General features: G+C 56.5%; 16 protein-coding genes. 6 read left to right on the top strand and 10 right to left on the bottom strand.

Annotation, left to right across the window (positions count from 1 at the left end; all coding sequences use genetic code 11):
• Nucleotide 1: 1 nt before the first annotated feature.
• The 3 genes from IQ22_RS05045 to IQ22_RS05035 form a co-directional block, all read right to left on the bottom strand.
• Nucleotides 2–1252 (bottom strand): sarcosine oxidase subunit beta family protein, encoded by a 1251-nt coding sequence (locus IQ22_RS05045; protein ID WP_145139065.1) that lies wholly within the window; start codon nucleotides 1250–1252, stop codon nucleotides 2–4.
• A gap of 123 nt (nucleotides 1253–1375) precedes the next feature.
• Nucleotides 1376–2629 (bottom strand): serine hydroxymethyltransferase, encoded by a 1254-nt coding sequence (gene glyA / locus IQ22_RS05040; protein ID WP_145139062.1) that lies wholly within the window; start codon nucleotides 2627–2629, stop codon nucleotides 1376–1378.
• Between the two features lie 232 nt (nucleotides 2630–2861).
• Entirely contained in the window at nucleotides 2862–3938 is a 1077-nt protein-coding gene (locus tag IQ22_RS05035) for an aminopeptidase (protein WP_244308949.1), read from the bottom strand.
• Between the two features lie 146 nt (nucleotides 3939–4084).
• On the opposite strand from IQ22_RS05035, the gene IQ22_RS05030 reads away from it, so the two are divergent.
• Together IQ22_RS05030 and IQ22_RS05025 are read left to right on the top strand one after the other, a co-directional pair.
• Complete coding sequence (locus IQ22_RS05030) at nucleotides 4085–4504, top strand: PA0061/PA0062 family lipoprotein (protein ID WP_145139056.1); 420 nt, start codon at nucleotides 4085–4087, stop codon at nucleotides 4502–4504.
• A 29-nt stretch (nucleotides 4505–4533) separates the two neighbouring features.
• On the top strand, nucleotides 4534–4971 hold the full coding sequence (locus IQ22_RS05025; protein ID WP_145139053.1) for a PA0061/PA0062 family lipoprotein: 438 nt from the start codon (nucleotides 4534–4536) through the stop codon (nucleotides 4969–4971).
• A gap of 3 nt (nucleotides 4972–4974) precedes the next feature.
• Here the strand turns inward: IQ22_RS05025 and IQ22_RS05020 are convergent, their stop codons facing one another.
• Complete coding sequence (locus tag IQ22_RS05020; RefSeq protein ID WP_145139049.1) at nucleotides 4975–5208, bottom strand: DUF1161 domain-containing protein; 234 nt, start codon at nucleotides 5206–5208, stop codon at nucleotides 4975–4977.
• Nucleotides 5209–5352: 144 nt separating this feature from the next.
• Here IQ22_RS05020 and IQ22_RS05015 point away from each other — a divergent pair, with 144 nt between their 5' ends.
• The gene (locus IQ22_RS05015; RefSeq protein ID WP_145139046.1) at nucleotides 5353–6003 is read left to right on the top strand and encodes a hypothetical protein; all 651 of its coding nucleotides are present in this window, start codon (nucleotides 5353–5355) and stop codon (nucleotides 6001–6003) included.
• Between the two features lie 6 nt (nucleotides 6004–6009).
• On the opposite strand, the gene IQ22_RS05010 is transcribed toward IQ22_RS05015, so the two are convergent.
• Nucleotides 6010–7239, bottom strand: a complete 1230-nt coding sequence (locus IQ22_RS05010) for a nucleoside recognition domain-containing protein (RefSeq protein ID WP_145139043.1) — start codon at nucleotides 7237–7239, stop codon at nucleotides 6010–6012.
• A gap of 229 nt (nucleotides 7240–7468) precedes the next feature.
• Here IQ22_RS05010 and wrbA point away from each other — a divergent pair, with 229 nt between their 5' ends.
• Entirely contained in the window at nucleotides 7469–8065 is a 597-nt protein-coding gene (wrbA, locus tag IQ22_RS05005; RefSeq protein WP_145139040.1) for an NAD(P)H:quinone oxidoreductase, read from the top strand.
• A gap of 244 nt (nucleotides 8066–8309) precedes the next feature.
• Here the strand turns inward: wrbA and IQ22_RS05000 are convergent, their stop codons facing one another.
• Both IQ22_RS05000 and IQ22_RS04995 read right to left on the bottom strand, forming a co-directional pair.
• The gene (locus IQ22_RS05000; protein ID WP_145139037.1) at nucleotides 8310–8471 is read right to left on the bottom strand and encodes a DUF1328 domain-containing protein; all 162 of its coding nucleotides are present in this window, start codon (nucleotides 8469–8471) and stop codon (nucleotides 8310–8312) included.
• A 280-nt stretch (nucleotides 8472–8751) separates the two neighbouring features.
• Complete coding sequence (locus tag IQ22_RS04995; RefSeq protein ID WP_145139034.1) at nucleotides 8752–8994, bottom strand: hypothetical protein; 243 nt, start codon at nucleotides 8992–8994, stop codon at nucleotides 8752–8754.
• Between the two features lie 516 nt (nucleotides 8995–9510).
• Between IQ22_RS04995 and algB the strand changes: the two genes are divergently transcribed.
• Both algB and IQ22_RS04985 read left to right on the top strand, forming a co-directional pair.
• Nucleotides 9511–10854 carry a sigma-54-dependent response regulator transcription factor AlgB gene (gene algB, locus IQ22_RS04990; RefSeq protein ID WP_145139031.1) on the top strand — a complete coding sequence of 448 codons (1344 nt, stop codon included), beginning with the start codon at nucleotides 9511–9513 and terminating at the stop codon, nucleotides 10852–10854.
• A complete protein-coding gene (locus IQ22_RS04985; protein WP_145139028.1) occupies nucleotides 10851–12641 on the top strand; it encodes an ATP-binding protein in 1791 nt (596 codons plus the stop codon). The genes algB and IQ22_RS04985 overlap by 4 nt, the downstream gene beginning before the upstream one ends.
• A 57-nt stretch (nucleotides 12642–12698) precedes the next feature.
• Here IQ22_RS04985 and IQ22_RS04980 read toward each other — a convergent pair whose 3' ends face one another.
• The 3 genes from IQ22_RS04980 to IQ22_RS04970 form a co-directional block, all read right to left on the bottom strand.
• The gene (locus IQ22_RS04980) at nucleotides 12699–13472 is read right to left on the bottom strand and encodes an N-acetylmuramoyl-L-alanine amidase (RefSeq protein ID WP_145139025.1); all 774 of its coding nucleotides are present in this window, start codon (nucleotides 13470–13472) and stop codon (nucleotides 12699–12701) included.
• 50 nt (nucleotides 13473–13522) lie between these two features.
• Nucleotides 13523–15595: a GGDEF domain-containing protein gene (locus tag IQ22_RS04975; protein ID WP_145139022.1), complete on the bottom strand. Its 2073-nt coding sequence runs from the start codon at nucleotides 15593–15595 to the stop codon at nucleotides 13523–13525.
• 231 nt (nucleotides 15596–15826) lie between these two features.
• Nucleotides 15827–16456 carry a thiol:disulfide interchange protein DsbA/DsbL gene (locus IQ22_RS04970; RefSeq protein ID WP_145139019.1) on the bottom strand — a complete coding sequence of 210 codons (630 nt, stop codon included), beginning with the start codon at nucleotides 16454–16456 and terminating at the stop codon, nucleotides 15827–15829.
• Nucleotides 16457–16487 lie beyond the last annotated feature (31 nt).

The raw sequence follows: 16487 nt of genomic DNA, 5'->3' as shown, positions 1-16487 counted from the left end.
CTTAGTGCGCAACAGCCGCCGCGCCATGCTCATCGATGAGCGCGCCGGTGTAAAAACGGTCGATGGAGAACGGGGCTGCCAAGGGATGCATTTCGCCTTTAGCAAGCGTGGCGGCAAAGACATTGCCGGAACCTGGCGTGGCCTTGAAGCCACCAGTACCCCAGCCGCAGTTGAAGAACAGGTTCTTCACCGGCGTTTTGGAAATGATCGGGCAGGCATCCGGCGTGGTATCGACGATACCGCCCCACTGGCGGTTCATCCGTACCCGAGACAGGATCGGGAACATCTCGACGATAGCCTGCAGGGTATGCTCGATGACTGGATACGAGCCGCGCTGGCCATAACCGACCCAGCTATCGATACCGGCGCCTATGACCAAGTCGCCCTTATCTGACTGGCTGATATAGCCATGCACAGCATTGGACATGATCACGCTGTCGATAACGGGCTTGAGCGGCTCGGAAACCAGGGCCTGCAATGGATGCGACTCTAGCGGCAAACGAAAGCCAGCCAACTTGGCCATGTGACCGGAGTTACCCGCGGTGACCACCCCGACGCGCTTGGCGCCAATAAAGCCTTTGTTGGTCTCGACTCCAATGACTGCGCCATTCTCCTTACGGAAGCCAATCACCTCGGTATTTTGAATCAGATCCACGCCCAACGCATCGGCAGCACGGGCGAACCCCCAGGCTACGGCATCATGCCGGGCAACACCGCCCCGGCGCTGTACGGTCGCGCCCATGATTGGGTAGCGGGTATTTTTGCTGCAATCAAGGTAGGGAATCTCTTCGGCTACCTGCTTGGTGTCGAGCAGCTCGCCGTCTACTCCGTTCAGGCGGTTGGCGCTTACGCGGCGTTCAGCCTCGCGCATGTCCTGCAAGGTATGGCACAGGTTATAAACACCGCGCTGCGAGAACATGACGTTGTAGTTCAGGTCCTGCGACAGGCCTTCCCACAATTTCATCGCATGCTCGTATAGGTGAGCGGACTCGTCCCACAGGTAATTGGAACGCACAATGGTGGTGTTGCGTGCCGTGTTACCGCCGCCCAGCCAGCCTTTCTCGATGACCGCGACGTTTTTGACACCGTGTTCTTTCGCCAGGTAATAGGCTGTCGCCAGGCCATGGCCGCCACCGCCTACAACAATCACGTCATAGACAGGCTTGGGCGTAGGCGTGCGCCACATGCGCTGCCAGTTTTCATGGTGGCTAAGGGAATGCTTTAAGAGACCGAAACCGGAATAGCGCTGCATCTGTTGAACTCCTGAACCTGTCCCCACTCATGAATGAGGTTTTCGTAGGGTGGCTTATAGCTAGCTGACTCAATCAAACAGTGGTGGGTTACGCTGCCGCTAACCCACCCTACGGATCGCGGCTTAGCGATAGACGGGGTAATCCGCACACAATCCGGCTACACGTTGTGCCACATGCGCCTCGACATCGGCATCGCCCAAGTGGTCGAGGATGTCGCAAATCCAGCCGGCCAATTCCTGGCACTGTGCAACACCAAGACCGCGCGTAGTAACTGCCGGGGTCCCGATACGCAAGCCCGAGGTCACGAACGGCGACTGGGGATCATTAGGAACAGCATTCTTGTTCACAGTGATACCGGCGCGACCGAGCGCGGCGTCGGCATCCTTGCCGGTGATGCCTTGTTTGATCAGGCTGACCAGGAACAGGTGATTGTCCGTCCCCCCGGAGACTACGTCGTAGCCGCGCTGGATAAATACCTCAGCCATGGCCTGGGCATTGTGGATAACTTGCTGCTGATAAGTCTTGAAGCCTGGCTCCAGAGCTTCCTTAAAGCACACAGCCTTGGCAGCGATTACGTGCATTAGCGGACCGCCCTGCCCGCCTGGGAAAACGGCGGAGTTGAGCTTTTTCTCTAGCTCCTCGTTGGCCTTGGCCAGGATCAGGCCGCCACGGGGGCCGCGTAGGGTCTTGTGCGTTGTGGTGGTAACCACATCAGCGAGCGGAATGGGGTTCGGGTAGAGACCGGCCGCAACCAGGCCCGCCACATGGGCCATGTCGACAAACAGGTAGGCGCCAACCTTGTCTGCAATTTCACGAAAGCGTGGAAAGTCCAGCGTCTTGGAATAGGCGGAGAAACCAGCAATGATCATTTTCGGCTGGTGTTCGACAGCCAGACGCTCGACTTCATCGTAGTCAATCAAGCCCGTCTCAGGGTTCAACCCGTACTGCACAGCATTGTAGAGTTTGCCGGAAAAGCTGACCTTGGCACCGTGGGTCAGATGACCGCCATGGGCCAGGCTCATGCCCAGTACGGTATCGCCCGGCTGCAGCAGGGCCAGGAAGACCGCAGCGTTAGCTTGGGAACCGGAGTGTGGCTGGACGTTGGCATAATCGGCGCCGAAAAGCTGCTTGGCACGCTCGATAGCCAGCTGCTCCACTTTGTCCACATGCTCGCAGCCACCGTAATAGCGTTTGCCCGGATAGCCTTCGGCATACTTGTTAGTCAACCCGCTGCCCTGCGCTTCCATCACCCGCTGACTAGTGTAGTTTTCCGAGGCAATCAACTCGAGGTGAGCTTCCTGACGACGCTCCTCTTCGCTCATCGCAGCGAACAAAGCGTCGTCGTAACCCTGGATACGGTCTTGCTTGGTAAACATCGCGTCTCTCCTGCAGCGCAGCGGAAGGCCGGCATGGCCGTCAATGGGCTGATCCTTGAGAGCGATGGTAGGACTGGGCCTGAGCGACAGAATACCTGTCCACGCCACACAACGGTGCGTTTGCGACATGCATGAGCATGGCGTGCATCAACAGCGTTCACATACTCCCGCAAGGGCTATCCGGCAGCCCTCTTTTGAGCCCCAAAGCCGTCCCGCAGAGTTGCTCTACTACTTACCTTGCAGAATTCGCCAAGGCCTCCAGACGCGCTTGGCGCTCGGTCACCGGTAAGGCCGCAAGGGCCTCTACCCGGGCATAGAAAGCAGGCCAGTTACCAGGATGCTCTGCATACAGCGCGGCGAAAGCAGGTACCCAGCGTTCATACAGGCCGAACGGCAGCAATGCGGCATTATTAAGGGGGCCAGCCATCCAGGCATCGAAACGACGATCCCCCTTCCACTGGCTGTCTCGCAGGCGGGCATATTTATCACGCAATTCCTGAAAGGCTTCTGCCTTAGCCTCGCGCATGGCTGACGCCTCTAGGGGTTGCGCATATAAGTGCTCAAGACGTTCTCGCGTCTCTAGAACAAAAGCCACGAACTGCCGGTACTGCGCTTCCCGTTGCCTGTCAGGCGGCGGCAGGCCACGCGACGCATGCCACTGCCGTAATCCCTCACGTTCCACAAAGGTCGCGAACGACTCGTTAAAGGCCGTATCGTCCTGAACATAGAGCTTCTGGTGTGCAAGTTCATGGAAAATCGTCGAAATCAGCCGGTCATCGTCCCAGTGCATCATGCTGCTCAGGATCGGATCGTCGAACCAGCCCAGCGTCGAATAGGCCGGAACGCCCCCTACGTAGGTGTCCCACCCTTGCGCCTTGAGCGGCTCGGCAGCGGCACGCGCAGCAGCCTCTTGATAATACCCGCGATAGGCCACGCAACCTGCGATGGGGAAACAATACGTACGCGGTGCCAATGAGAATTCAGGCGTGGCAAACAGGTTCCAGAGTACGAAGGGCCGGTCCAGTTGAACATACAGTCGATAGCTGCGGTTGTCCGGCAGCCACAACGCCTGGCTGGCAAAGGTCCGCGCCTGGAGCGCCAGGAACAGTCGACGCCGCAAACGAGCATCTGTAGACGGATCGGCTATTACCTGTTCGATCGGTTGGCGTGCACGTATCAGATCGATCTGTCCTTTAACCATCTGCCCGTAATAACCCACGGACGAACAACCGCTCAGCCAAAAGGCCACTATAAATGGAACCCATCTCAAGCTTTTGAGGTCGACTTGGGTTAATCGTTGGCGGGACATGATAAATAACCTGAAAAAAGCCGGTGTCATGAAGCGTTATTCCTCAGGGTAATGGCGCGCTCGAATGGGCCAGGCCCCGGCATTAAGCGGAATCGAGGCCCATTACGTCATCGCCTCGCCGCATCCTACTCGTTTGGAGCTCTACCATGCGTCGTTTTCTCTTGGTGTGCCCTGCCTTGGCATTAAGTGCATGTTCATTAATGCCCTTGCCTAAACCCGACCCTTCTCAAGCTTGGGTCGACCTGCATCCTGCAGAACGGAATGTTCTTCAGGCAGCGAAAGCCGACTCGCACGAGCTGAAGGACCCTCGTTATTTCCAGGTACCACCGGGCGCTCATGATCTTCAGGTGCGTTTCCAATTCGAAGTCGACCCCTCCAACATCGGCCCTGGCGCGACACCTCTTCAGCGCACCTGCCTACTCAAGGTGCATTACAAGGAATTTTCAGCGGGCGAGCGTTACCGCTTGCAGGCTGAACAGGCCGGCTTCCGAGCCGTTGCCAAGTTGTATGATGAAAATCAACAGGAAGTGGCCCGAGGCGGAGAAAGTCGTTGCGGCGATGTTTAAACGCTTTCCTGAGTAGCAGGTAAACCGTCATGAATAGAGTTTGGCTGCTTGGCATCGTCATTCTGGCAGGCTGCACCCGCCCTATGCCCTCACCCAACCCGGACAAAGCCTGGGTCGCGCTCCACCTGGAGGCTCCGAGCGCAGCCAGCCTGCTCATGGCAGATCGACTGGATGACCAACGTACCGCCGATGGTCGCTATTTCCAGGTTACGCCGGGTGCCCATGAGCTGGTGGTGCGTTATCAGTTCGAAATGGGCGGCCCTCTAATGGGCGGCGGTAGTTTGTCTAGCCAAACCGAACCGCGCCGGATCACCTGCTACATGAGCATTACGTATGAAGCGTTCAAAGCAGGAGAACGCTATCAGGTTCGTGCCTCATCCTATATGACCGAGCCGCGTGTCGTTTTCCTGGACAGGGCCGGGCGCTCACTAGGTAAGGTCCGGAAACAACAGTGTCTGCCTTATTGAGGGCTAGCCATCGTTACGCTGGTACAAAATCTTCTTGGTGCCGTTCTCACAGCTACCGACCACCATATTGGAATCGGTCACTTCAGCATTCGGCACGATTTCCAGGGTGTACGAGGTCACCCCGGCGGCCTGAATCTTGACCTCGATGTCTTTTTTGAGCTGTTCGCATGGCAGCGGCGCTGCCCAAAGGGTTGTGCTGGCCAAGCAGGCCGCTATGCATACGCCGACTCGTTTCATGCCTCGTCTCCTTACGGGTATGGCCCGTTTTATATATGACGTCTGTGTCAGGGTCGAGGTTCTTCCGCCTACCTCATGAGATCCATGGAACCCTCAGAGCACCTGCTTTTCCCAGTTCAGGTGGAGTCATAAGGAAGAGCTTCGATGCTGGACTGGTTACGTGAATACCGCGATGTGCTTACGCTTTTGATCTCAGGCTGCACCCTATTGGTCTGGGTCTTCTATGCTCAATTACTGCTCAGTGGCTTCAAGCGGCAGCGGCGCCCTCGCCTGATTATCAACCGCGGCGCGGGCAAAGGGGTTGGGGCACTCTGCCTGCTATCTAACATGAGTGCAGAGCCGATTTTCATCAATCAACTGATTGTGCATCTTCATACCTCGCGTGGCACTCTCAAGGCGGACGTCACAGATGTGCGTCAGAGCAGCGAAGATGATTTTGACCAAGAGGTGGAATTATACAAGGCAACCCGCCAGGGCCCGCTGAAAACAGGGGACTTCACCCATATCGGTACGTTTCAGCGCCTAATCGCTCGTGTAGCAGCGGCGCATGATCTAGAACTGGCTGGGTTGAAACCGCCAGAGGGCTGGACTTTCACCGGGCTCGAGATCTATGTCATCGCCTTTTATGGTTCGGACAAACAGCCCATCGGCGTACGACGCCGCTTCCGGCTCGGCCAGTATGAGGACCACTATTGCTCGTTGATCGCCGAAAGCCGACAGACCGAGCAATTTACGTCAATTCGGCAGCGTCGCCAGGTACAGCGTATCTGGATGGCGGAATTCCCTGGCGACTAATGATCCTTACCCAAAAAACCAGTAACAGATCAGGATAGCCGCAACCACTCCGGCACCATCGGCCAGCAGGGCACAACCAACGGCATGCCGGGCGCGCTGGATGCCTACCGCCCCGAAGTAAACGGCCAGCACATAAAACGTTGTTTCGGTACTGCCCTGTACCGTCGCGGCAACCAGGGCTGGAAAGCTGTCCACCCCCTGCGACTGCATCGTCTCGATCAGCATGGCCCGCGCTGCACTGCCGGAGAATGGCTTGACCAATGCGGTAGGTAAGGCATCGACGAAGCGCGTATCCCAACCGAGCCAAGTTACACCATGGCGAACACCGTCAAGAATGAACTCCAACGCTCCTGAAGCCCGCAGCACACCCACGGCGCATAGCATCGCCACGAGATAGGGCAGCAGGCTTTTAGCCACATCAAACCCTTCTTTTGCGCCTTCTACAAAAGTCTCGTAGACCGGAACACGCTTGAGCGCACCCAGCAGCAGAAAGCAGAGGATTAGCCCGAACAGCACCAGATTGCCCAGCAGGGAAGACAACCCTGCCAGGGCCGTAGCGGACAACGTAACCAATAGGCTCATGAAACCGCCCAGCAACACGGCACCACCGCCTAGCCACGCCAGCACCACCGGATCCCATACGCGGAGGCGCTGCATGACGGCTACAGACAGCAACCCCACCAGGGAAGAGACGCTGGTAGCCAGCAGGATCGGCAGAAAAACCAGCGTTGGGTCCTGCGCCCCTTGCTGGGCGCGGTACATGAAAATGGTCACGGGTAATAGCGTAAGCGAGGACGCATTGAGGACAAGGAACAGAATCTGCGCATTACTGGCCGTATTCGGCTGAGGGTTGAGTTCCTGCAAGGCGCGCATGGCTTTAAGCCCAATAGGCGTGGCGGCGTTATCAAGTCCTAAACCATTGGCTGCAAAGTTAAGGGTGATAAGCCCTAGCGCAGGATGGCCGGGCGGCACTTCAGGCATGAGGCGACGGAACAGCGGTCCTAGTAGACGGGCTAAAACCTCTACCAACCCTGCCTGCTCGGCAATACGCAGAATCCCCAGCCATAGCGTAAGGGTTCCAAAGAGCAGAATCATGACTTCGACCGAAAGCTTGGCCATTGCGAACAGGCTTTCCACCATGGCGGCAAATACACCGGCATCGTCTCCGATCAGCCAGCGGCCTAGCGCACTAATGGCAGCAACCACAAAAAAGCCCAGCCATAACCCGTTCAGCATGATGTTCCTCCCCAAACCAGCCGGGGATGATACCGAGGGCCTTTGGAATTGGGCAGCTTTCAAGAGAAAGCTCATCCACTCAAAGGGCAGTCTCAACAAATTCGATGGTTATAACCTGTTTTTCTGATCAGTCCTGTACGAAACGTCGTTCAATTATCCCGTTCGGCTGTTGTCTCTGTTAGGGCATTACCACGACCACTATCGGTGGCAATAACTGCAAGGAGACGATATGAAAAAAATCCTGGTGTTGTACTACTCCATGTATGGCCATATCGAACGCATGGCCGAGGCTGTAGCTGAAGGCGCTCGACGCGTTCAGGGAGTTGAGGTCACCCTCAAGCGCGTGCCGGAAACCATGTCGGAAGATGTTGCACGTAATGCCGGTGCCAAACTTGACCAAGCCGCTCCAATTGCTAGCCCGCAGGAGTTAAGCGACTACGACGCCATCATTTTTGGCACCCCTACCCGCTTTGGCAACATGGCTGGGCAGATGCGTACTTTTCTCGACCAGACTGGAGGTCTGTGGGTCAAGGGCGCGCTAGTCGGCAAATTGGGTAGTGTTTTTACGTCAACCGGTACGGGTGGTGGTAGCGAAACGACAATTACCTCGTTCTGGAATACCTTGGCGCACCATGGCATGTTGATCGTACCGCTTCCCTATACTGATCCCATGCTGGCCGATATCAGTGAAGTAAGAGGAGGCTCGCCGTATGGGTCAGCAACGCTGGCAGGCTCGGACGGCTCTCGCCTACCTAGTGCGAAGGAATTGCAGCTAGCCAGCCATCAGGGCGAGCATGTCGCCAAACTAGCCATGCGGATGCAATAACAGAGGAAGGAAGTGAGTCCCAGGTGTTTTGATCCCTAATGCCTACGGCCAAGGATCAAAACACCTGGGAAACATGCCAGCCATGCCCGCTTTCGCGAAGGTACTCCCTGTACCCTTAGAATGCTCCCTAACCGCAAAGCATTCCGGCCCCTTGGCCTGACGTCCTGACTCATCAGGACGTGTAGTTCAGCCACGCCATCAAACCAGCCCACGGCTACGATTTGATGACATTCGCCTATTCCCGTCAGGGTCGGCGGCGGCCCATAAAGAACGAAACCACAAACAAGACCAGGAACAGTACAAACAGAATCTTGGCGATACCGGCAGCCGTGCCTGCGATGCCACCGAAACCAAGTACACCAGCGATGATGGCAATGATCAAAAAGGTAATGGCCCAACTTAGCATGATGCTTCTCCTCGTCGTCTTAATTTTCTAATGTTAACGAGACACCTTGGCGGCTCTGGGCCAAGCTTTCCGCACTTTTGAGGTTGCGGCCAGCCAAGCGATCCTCCGAAAGGACTGCGTCTCTTTGTGTGGATACTTCAAAACGTTGAGTGTTCCGGCTGCCCGTCTGTTTTAGCGCGCGGCCGGTCAAAATCATGCTGTACAGCAGAGCCAGGAGAACTATGGCGCTAGCCGATGTCAAAGCGAATGTAATAGAGATCCCGGTCATCGTGGTGCTTCCTTAGAAGACCCAGCGAGTCTGGCGAGGAAAACGCTCTTGGGTAGACTGTGCCGGAACAACTTTTTGGGTAGATGCATCCAGACGACTGCCCAGAGGCTTGGCTACCGGAGCAGCGATCTCGATGTGCGGAACGGCAGCTGTAGCGTTAGATGTGGAGGAATGATCAGCGGCGAACAGAATAGCTGCTGCGCCTGCGAAGAATGCCGAACAGAGCAAATTGTTGCGTGCAGTCTGGCTGATCATGAGGTAACTCCTTGAACTATTTGGTGGCCGTTACGGGCTCTATGCAAGAGATATTGCAGACGGCGTGCCAAGTTTTAATTAATAAAAAATCCTTTAAAATCAATTATTTATAAATAAGACTATTACGTGACTACATGCATCCTGCAAGATGCATGGTTCTAAGCATTGCGTTTTGCACGATGCTCTTATGAAAAAATCATCGAACCGGCCGAACTTTTTAATGCAGCGGTATTCTTTTTCTTACCGCTTCGCTACTAAGCCAGTCATCGAGCGCTCTTTTCAGTCTTCGCTGAACTCAGTTAATTGCTAAAAAACAGCTTTAAACCTCACTGCGACTAGCCTCCATGCGTTTTGCATGACGCTATGGGCTTTCCTATCTACTCAACAGTTCTCCAAAAGACTTGCATCATTTGTCGTGCATATTGCAACTTGCACGACTTTGAACTGACTAAGGCACAGACCTCCTACGCCCTTCTTTATATACAGGCGCAGGATGTACTTACGGAGAACCATTCCATGGAGCAACCGAGCGGACGTATCCTCTTGGTCGATGACGAAGCCGCGATCCTGCGTACCTTCCGTTTTTGCCTCGAAGACGCCGGCTATACCGTCGCTACGGCCAATTCAGCGGCCCAAGCTGAGGCCCTGCTACTGCGTCAGGTCTACGACTTGTGCTTTCTTGATCTTCGCCTGGGTGAAGACAACGGCCTGGACGTACTGCAGCAGATGCGTATCCAGGCCCCCTGGATGCGTGTCGTCATTGTGACGGCCCACTCGGCTGTTGATACTGCCGTGGATGCCATGCAAGCAGGCGCCGCCGATTATCTCGTCAAGCCTTGCAGCCCCGACCAGCTACGGATGGCGGCTGCCAAACAGCTTGAGTTCCGACAGCTGTCGGCACGCCTGGAAGCACTTGAAGGCGAGGTACGCAGGTCCAGCCTGGGCCTGGAGTCCCGTAGTCCGGCTATGATGTCGGTATTGGAAACGGCCCGACAGGTCGCCACAACCGATGCCAATATTCTTATATTGGGCGAATCCGGCTCCGGCAAAGGTGAGCTGGCCCGTTCCATTCATGCCTGGAGTCGTCGCGCCAAGAAAACCTTCGTTACGATCAACTGCCCGTCCCTGTCCGCCGACCTCATGGAAAGCGAGATGTTTGGCCATACCCGCGGCGCGTTTACCGGCGCAAGCGAAAGCACGCTGGGCCGTGTCAGCCAGGCGGATGGCGGCACCCTGTTTCTGGACGAGATCGGCGATTTCCCACACGCGCTGCAACCCAAACTGCTGCGCTTCATTCAGGACAAGGAATACGAGCGGGTGGGCGACCCGGTTACCCGTCGCGCCGACGTGCGTATCCTGGCAGCGACCAATCGCAATCTGGAACAAATGGTGGCCGAAGGCGAATTTCGTGAGGACCTGCTGTATCGCCTGAACGTGATAGTGCTGACCTTGCCGCCGCTACGCGAGCGCAAGGAAGACATCATTGACCTCGCCGAGCGGTTTCTCGCCCGGTTCGTGAAGGATTACGGCCGCCCCGCCCATGGTTTTAGCGATGAAGCCAAAGAAGCTCTACGTCAATACGACTGGCCCGGCAACGTGCGTGAGTTACGCAACGTTATTGAGCGGGCCAGCATTATTTGTAGCAAGGACCTGGTAGATGTTCCCAACCTGGGCCTTACCGAACAGCCTACAAGCGCCAGCAGCGCTCCACGGGTGGGTGAGTCGATGAGTCTGGAAGCGCTGGAAAAGGCGCATATCGCCGCGGTCATGGCCACGAGCGAAACACTTGATCAGGCCGCTAGAATTCTCGGCATCGATTCGTCGACGCTGTACCGTAAACGCAAGCAGTACGGGCTATGAAGCTGCCGATTAAACTTCGGACACGGTTATTTTTAAGCATCTCCGCGCTGATCACGGTGGCTCTGCTAGGCCTCATTATCGGCCTGGTGAGCGTGCTTCAATTTACCCAGGCCCAGGATGCGCACAACAAGCGCAACCTGGAGTTCATCAATGCTTCGCTGGGTATGAGCCAAGAGCTGAGTAACCAGCTGCACGAGCTGCTCGACGGAAACCCCTCCATCGAGCGGCTTTCCTATCATGAAGGCGAATTCCATACATATCTTGACCAGCTCAAGGCTATGAGTCCTGACCGGGATGGCCGCGAGGCCCTGCGTCAGATCGAGCAAGACTACAATCAGTTCACGGAAAAGCTTAACCAGCCGCCTGGAAGCTTTGCGCAGCTGCGCGAAGATCCGGATTTTGGGAGAGCCGTGAACAGCCTGCGCAACCGTATCTATGATTTGCAGACCGACTTCATCAGTACCATGGACAGCCTGCAAAAGCAGGCGCATAACCGTGCGACCTTGATTGCCGTGCTGCTCGCCCTGGTCGGTATCGCTATTCTAGGTATCGGCTTCGCGACAGCGAATACCATAGCCAAACGCTTCGGCGGGCCTATCGATACCCTGGCCCGGGCGGCTGATCAGATCAGTCAGGGCGATTTCGATATTAGCCTCCCTTCGTCCAAAGTAACTGAACTGGCCTTGCTCAGCCGCCGCTTCGGCTCTATGGCTGAGTCGTTGCGCCAGCTCAGCCAAACCAATGTCGAGGCGTTGGTGGCCGGGCAGCGACGCTTGCAGGCGGTGCTGGACAGTATCGATTACGGTTTGGTCATCATGGATTACCTGGGCCATATCGAGCATGCCAATCCGGTTGCTAACCGACAGCTGGGCTGGGACGACGAGCGTCAGGGTCAACTACTGGGCGAGGCCCTGCTCCGACCTGATATTGATGAAGCCGTACAGCGTGTCCTGTCCGGCAAGCCGCTAGACGCCGTTCCAGAAGACCTGGAAATCGACATCGCGGGCGAAACGCGCCTACTCGCCTGGAGCCTGACGCCGGTCAACCACGCCGACGGCCGTAGTGTGGGTGCGCTCATGATTCTGCGCGATGTGACCGAGCAGCGAGCGTTCGACCGGGTCCGTAATGAGTTTGTGCTGCGAGCCTCTCACGAGCTTCGCACACCCGTGACCGGCATGCACATGGCTTTCGCCCTGCTACAAGAACGCCTTAAGTTTCCTGAAGACTCGCGAGAGGCATATCTGCTGCAGACCGTGGATGAGGAAACCCATCGTCTGGTCCGCCTGATCAATGACCTGCTGGACTTCTCTCGCTATCAGAGCGGCTTGCAACGGCCGGAGAAAGTACCAAGCGAGATCGGTGAACTGCTCGAACAGGCCCGCGCTCGCCACGCCGACGAGGCACGGCAGAAATCCGTGGAGCTGGCAGTCGAGCTGCTGCATACCCCCTTGCCGCGGGTCACGCTCGATCCTGCGCAAATGGGTCGGGTACTCGATAACCTCATCAGTAATGCCCTGCGCCACACCCCGTCAGGGGGCCGGGTGGCCTTGCAGGCGATGCGCCAAAACGATCGACTGCTTATGGCCGTGCAAGACAACGGCGAGGGAATCGCCTATGCACAACAGGGCCGAGTATTCGAACCCTTCGTGCAGATTGGTACCAAGAAGGGCGGTGCAGGGTTAGGCCTGGCATTATGCAAGGAGATTATCCAGCTGCATGGCGGCCGGATTGGCGTAGTCTCCCGTCCCGGCCAGGGCACGCAGTTTTTCATGACCCTGCCGACCTGATTCATCAGACGAGCCTGATGGGTAGAGCGCACCCAGTCGCTCTACCTCTTCCCATTATTATCGATTATCCGGAAGTGCCAGCATCAAGGCGGCAGTCTGGATATCCGGCTGGCCATCGAAACGCTCAGGACGGTACTTCATCTGGAAGGCCGCAATAACATTACGTGTAGCAGTGTCGAAAATGCCGGTTTGCGGAACTGTATAACCTAGACGGGCAAGTTGGCTTTGAAACCAGTCGGCCGGTGGCAGGTAATTGCCTAAGGAAGCCATGCGCTGCGCTACAACGGCCGGTTGTGGCCAATAGATCAGTCCAGCATCTGCCAGGCGCTTCCAAGGAAAAAAGGGACCGGGATCAACCTTGCGCTGCGGGGCAATATCGCTATGGCCGATAATGTTGCCCGGCCGGATATGCTGGCGGGCCTGGATATCTTTGACCAAAGCCACTACAGCATCGATCTGTTTGTCGGAATAACGGTACCAGACCCGACCTGCCGGGGTGTCCTTGTACCCTGGGTTAACGATCTCTATGCCGATCGAGCTGGAATTCAGCCAAGTACGTCCTTGCCACTCGCTTTCGCCTGCATGCCATGCCCGACGACTCTCATCGACCAGACGGTAGATGGTCCCGTCCTCATCGACCAGGTAATGCGCACTCACGCCGCCTTGGGTAAGCGTCTTAAGTGAGCCTTTGGAGTCCGTAGAGGTGTAATGCAGCACAAGATACTGCACACGGTTGTCCTGATCCTTGGAGATGTAATCGGTATTGATTTTGAGCCCGCCGGCACAACCGGCGAGCAAAACAGTAAATAGTAAAAGCAGGGGCAGACGCATTGCGCTAAAGGACCTCATACAGAGTCGAAAGATTTATTACCAGCTTTGGCTCATGCCAGCTCGACTCGGTTCCGGCCTGTACGCTTCGCACGATAAAGCGCTTGATCCGCACGTTCGAAAGCCTGCTTGCTACCTTCGCCTATCTGGAACGCCGTCAGGCCGACCGAGCAGGTTATGGTGACGCGCTCGCCTTTGAAATGGAACGGGCAGGCTTCGATTGTACGACGCAGATCCTCGACCAAAGACAGTCCGTCTTCTGCCGGCAGCTTGGGCATCAGCAGTACGAACTCTTCGCCCCCGTAACGTGCCAGGAAATCAGTCGGGCGGATACGCCGACCAAGTTGGCCGGCAATGATCTTAAGTACCTTATCCCCTGCCAGATGACCAAAGTCGTCATTGATTCGCTTGAAATGATCGATGTCGAGAACGGCCAGCAAGAGAGGTTCCTTGTGCCGCTGCCAGCGCGAGACCTCCACATCCAGGCGCTCACTCCAGGCCGCCCGGTTGGGCAAGCCGGTCAGCGGGTCGGTCAGCGCTTTCTTGCGTTGCTCTTCCACATGACTGCGGTAAGTGTTGGCCTCTTCCTCCATGCTGACAACGCGTTCCGAAAGCACCTGTAACCGCTGGGCCATGTCCTGCTCACGCTGCGCGCGCTGCTGCTGGAAGCGTTCCATACTTGCCAGCATGCCGTCGAGTCGGCTTTCCAGCGTTACTTTCAGATCATCCAGCTCGGCAGCTGCCTGAACATGCGTTTGTAGATCGGTCACCTGCCCCAACAAGCTCTCGCTGAACGTTCGCTCTTCGTCACGGGCTGCATCATGGCCATCGTTCACCGTGCGCAAATGATCCTGGAACGCCTCCAACCGATGGTTGAGCTGCTTTAAATAACCCTCGAACTCCCGATGGCCCTGATCATTGAGCGACAGAACCAAACCGGACAGATCATCCAGCAATGGCACCAGCTCATACCAGTTAAGCCGGCCATACATGCGTTCCCGTAAGGCTTCCGCCTGCGGCTTGTGAGTGTCCGGCAGCTCCAGCTCATCGAGCAGATGCAACAAGGTCGCCTCGATATGCGGCGCGATTGTGCTGTAACCCGGCTCCGGCATAGGCGGCAAGCTATAGGCCTCGTCCTCGCTTGGCGACTCGCCCAAGGAATCAACGACAGCGGGTGTTTCGGCTACCAGCACAACAGGCTCAGAAAGAGCAGGCTCCTCTGGTACCAAAGGCTCGATAGCCGTATCGCCATCCGTATTTGAAACCTCCGTTGTTGCTGGGTGCTCGCTTTCAAGCGCAGTAACCGGCGCGTCAGCTATTTCACCTACAGACTCGCCCGAAACTGCCGTCTCGGTGGCCGCTTGGTCTGGTTGGGCAATAATGTCGGCTGAAGCGCTTTGAACAGGCTCCGCCACTTTCTCTACAGTAGGAGAAAGCGCTTCAGCCGCCGGTACGGATTCATCTACCGTTTGCTGTTCGTCAGGAGCCAGGGTCACTACCGCCGCAGGAGCGTTACCCACCGGCTTGTCGTCTTCATCCGCGTCATCGTCGAAATCGGAAACCGGTTGCTTAGTGTCTTGCTGAACCGAAGGCACTTCCGTACCGCCCTTGCCCAATAACCGCTCTAGTAGCCCTGGACGTTGTGGCTTGGCGCTCTGAACTGCATTCAAGGCATCACGTTGCAAACGGCTTAACTCAACCAGCAACGAGGGAAAGTCACCTGGCTGCTCAGCCGATTCGGCGGCTTTCTTGGCAAACCGTTTAATGGGCTTGCGAATATCGCGTGGAATCGGCAACTCCAGCAGCAGCTGGGCCAGTTCGGCAAAAGCCTGAGCGCCCCGCTCGGCTCGCTCGCTACGTCGCTGTTCCGACTCAAGTACCGTTTTTTCCAGGCGCGGAATCAGCCGAGCCAGGTCTTCATCCATATCCTTCTGGCGCAGGATAGTGCGCAGGTCGTTTAGACAAGCGTCTACCTTTTTATCGTTGCCTTCGGCCGCGATACTGGTACGGGTCAACCCACGGCGCACCAGATCGAGCCGCGCCTCCCAGCGTGATTCGACCTGTTCCTGGCGCTCGACGATTTCCAAGTACTTGTTTTTCCAGCGTTCGAGATCGTCCTGACTCATGACAAGCCTCGAGAGGTGTACTTCATAAGACCGCTATACCTGTTTTAGCCGGTGTCTGTGCGGAACACGTCGCATCGAAAAGGATCATGCCGGTTATAACGGCCGAAAAGATCGGAGCTTTAGCAGAAGACGCCGTAACGCTCTTGAAGGAGAAGATAGGGAGAGAGGGGACGGCAGGCCACGATTAATACGTGGCCCGGCCGGGTAGCCCGCTGGACAGCGGGCCTGGAGTTACTGAGCGGCGCGCTCTTTCTGGATCAGATAGTCAGCCACTTTCAGGGCTTCATCCGGACCACCGGCGCTTCCCAGATCAAACCGGTATTTGCCGTTCACGACCATGGTCGGAACACCCGTGATCTGATAAGCCATGGCCAGCTTCTTGTCTTTCTCAACCTGCCCCTTCACCGCAAAAGAGTCATAGGTGCTCAGGAATTTCTCGCGGTCTACGCCGTGCTCGGCCAGAAAGTCTGCCATTTCATCCGGCGTAGCGAGTTTTTGGTGTTCCTTGTGAATGGCGTTAAACACCGCGTCATGCACCTTCTGCTCAACGCCCATGGCTTCCAGCGTGACAAACAACTGACCATGAACGTTCCAAACGCCGCCGAACATGGCTGGAACGCGCTTGAAGTGCACATCCTCCGGCAGCTTGCCAACCCAGGCGTTTAGGGTAGGCTCAAAGGCATAGCAGTGTGGGCAGCCGTACCAGAACAATTCGACGACTTCGATCTTGCCAGGCTGTGACACAGGAACCGGGCTTTTCAGTTCGACATATTCCTTGCCAGCCTGATACTCCTGGGCATGGGCAAGCGCGCCGAACAGACCGGTGAAGGCCAGAACAGCGGTAAAGATCAGGTTACGCATCAATGTACTCCTAGACTGAAGGGGTCTGCAG

It is taken from the genome of Pseudomonas duriflava, assembly GCF_007830155.1.
GTDB classification, from domain to species: domain Bacteria; phylum Pseudomonadota; class Gammaproteobacteria; order Pseudomonadales; family Pseudomonadaceae; genus Chryseomonas; species Chryseomonas duriflava.
This window is presented reverse-complemented; position numbering and strand designations above follow the sequence as displayed.

What these genes read in the sequence shown, in the direction of transcription:
- IQ22_RS05045 (WP_145139065.1), bottom strand. Translation starts at nt 1,252, where the DNA reads ATGCAGCGCTATTCCGGTTTCGGTCTCTTAAAGCATTCCCTTAGCCAC.
- glyA (WP_145139062.1), bottom strand. Translation starts at nt 2,629, where the DNA reads ATGTTTACCAAGCAAGACCGTATCCAGGGTTACGACGACGCTTTGTTC.
- IQ22_RS05035 (WP_244308949.1), bottom strand. Translation starts at nt 3,938, where the DNA reads ATGTCCCGCCAACGATTAACCCAAGTCGACCTCAAAAGCTTGAGATGG.
- IQ22_RS05030 (WP_145139056.1), top strand. Translation starts at nt 4,085, where the DNA reads ATGCGTCGTTTTCTCTTGGTGTGCCCTGCCTTGGCATTAAGTGCATGT.
- IQ22_RS05025 (WP_145139053.1), top strand. Translation starts at nt 4,534, where the DNA reads ATGAATAGAGTTTGGCTGCTTGGCATCGTCATTCTGGCAGGCTGCACC.
- IQ22_RS05020 (WP_145139049.1), bottom strand. Translation starts at nt 5,208, where the DNA reads ATGAAACGAGTCGGCGTATGCATAGCGGCCTGCTTGGCCAGCACAACC.
- IQ22_RS05015 (WP_145139046.1), top strand. Translation starts at nt 5,353, where the DNA reads ATGCTGGACTGGTTACGTGAATACCGCGATGTGCTTACGCTTTTGATC.
- IQ22_RS05010 (WP_145139043.1), bottom strand. Translation starts at nt 7,239, where the DNA reads ATGCTGAACGGGTTATGGCTGGGCTTTTTTGTGGTTGCTGCCATTAGT.
- wrbA (WP_145139040.1), top strand. Translation starts at nt 7,469, where the DNA reads ATGAAAAAAATCCTGGTGTTGTACTACTCCATGTATGGCCATATCGAA.
- IQ22_RS05000 (WP_145139037.1), bottom strand. Translation starts at nt 8,471, where the DNA reads ATGCTAAGTTGGGCCATTACCTTTTTGATCATTGCCATCATCGCTGGT.
- IQ22_RS04995 (WP_145139034.1), bottom strand. Translation starts at nt 8,994, where the DNA reads ATGATCAGCCAGACTGCACGCAACAATTTGCTCTGTTCGGCATTCTTC.
- algB (WP_145139031.1), top strand. Translation starts at nt 9,511, where the DNA reads ATGGAGCAACCGAGCGGACGTATCCTCTTGGTCGATGACGAAGCCGCG.
- IQ22_RS04985 (WP_145139028.1), top strand. Translation starts at nt 10,851, where the DNA reads ATGAAGCTGCCGATTAAACTTCGGACACGGTTATTTTTAAGCATCTCC.
- IQ22_RS04980 (WP_145139025.1), bottom strand. Translation starts at nt 13,472, where the DNA reads ATGCGTCTGCCCCTGCTTTTACTATTTACTGTTTTGCTCGCCGGTTGT.
- IQ22_RS04975 (WP_145139022.1), bottom strand. Translation starts at nt 15,595, where the DNA reads ATGAGTCAGGACGATCTCGAACGCTGGAAAAACAAGTACTTGGAAATC.
- IQ22_RS04970 (WP_145139019.1), bottom strand. Translation starts at nt 16,456, where the DNA reads ATGCGTAACCTGATCTTTACCGCTGTTCTGGCCTTCACCGGTCTGTTC.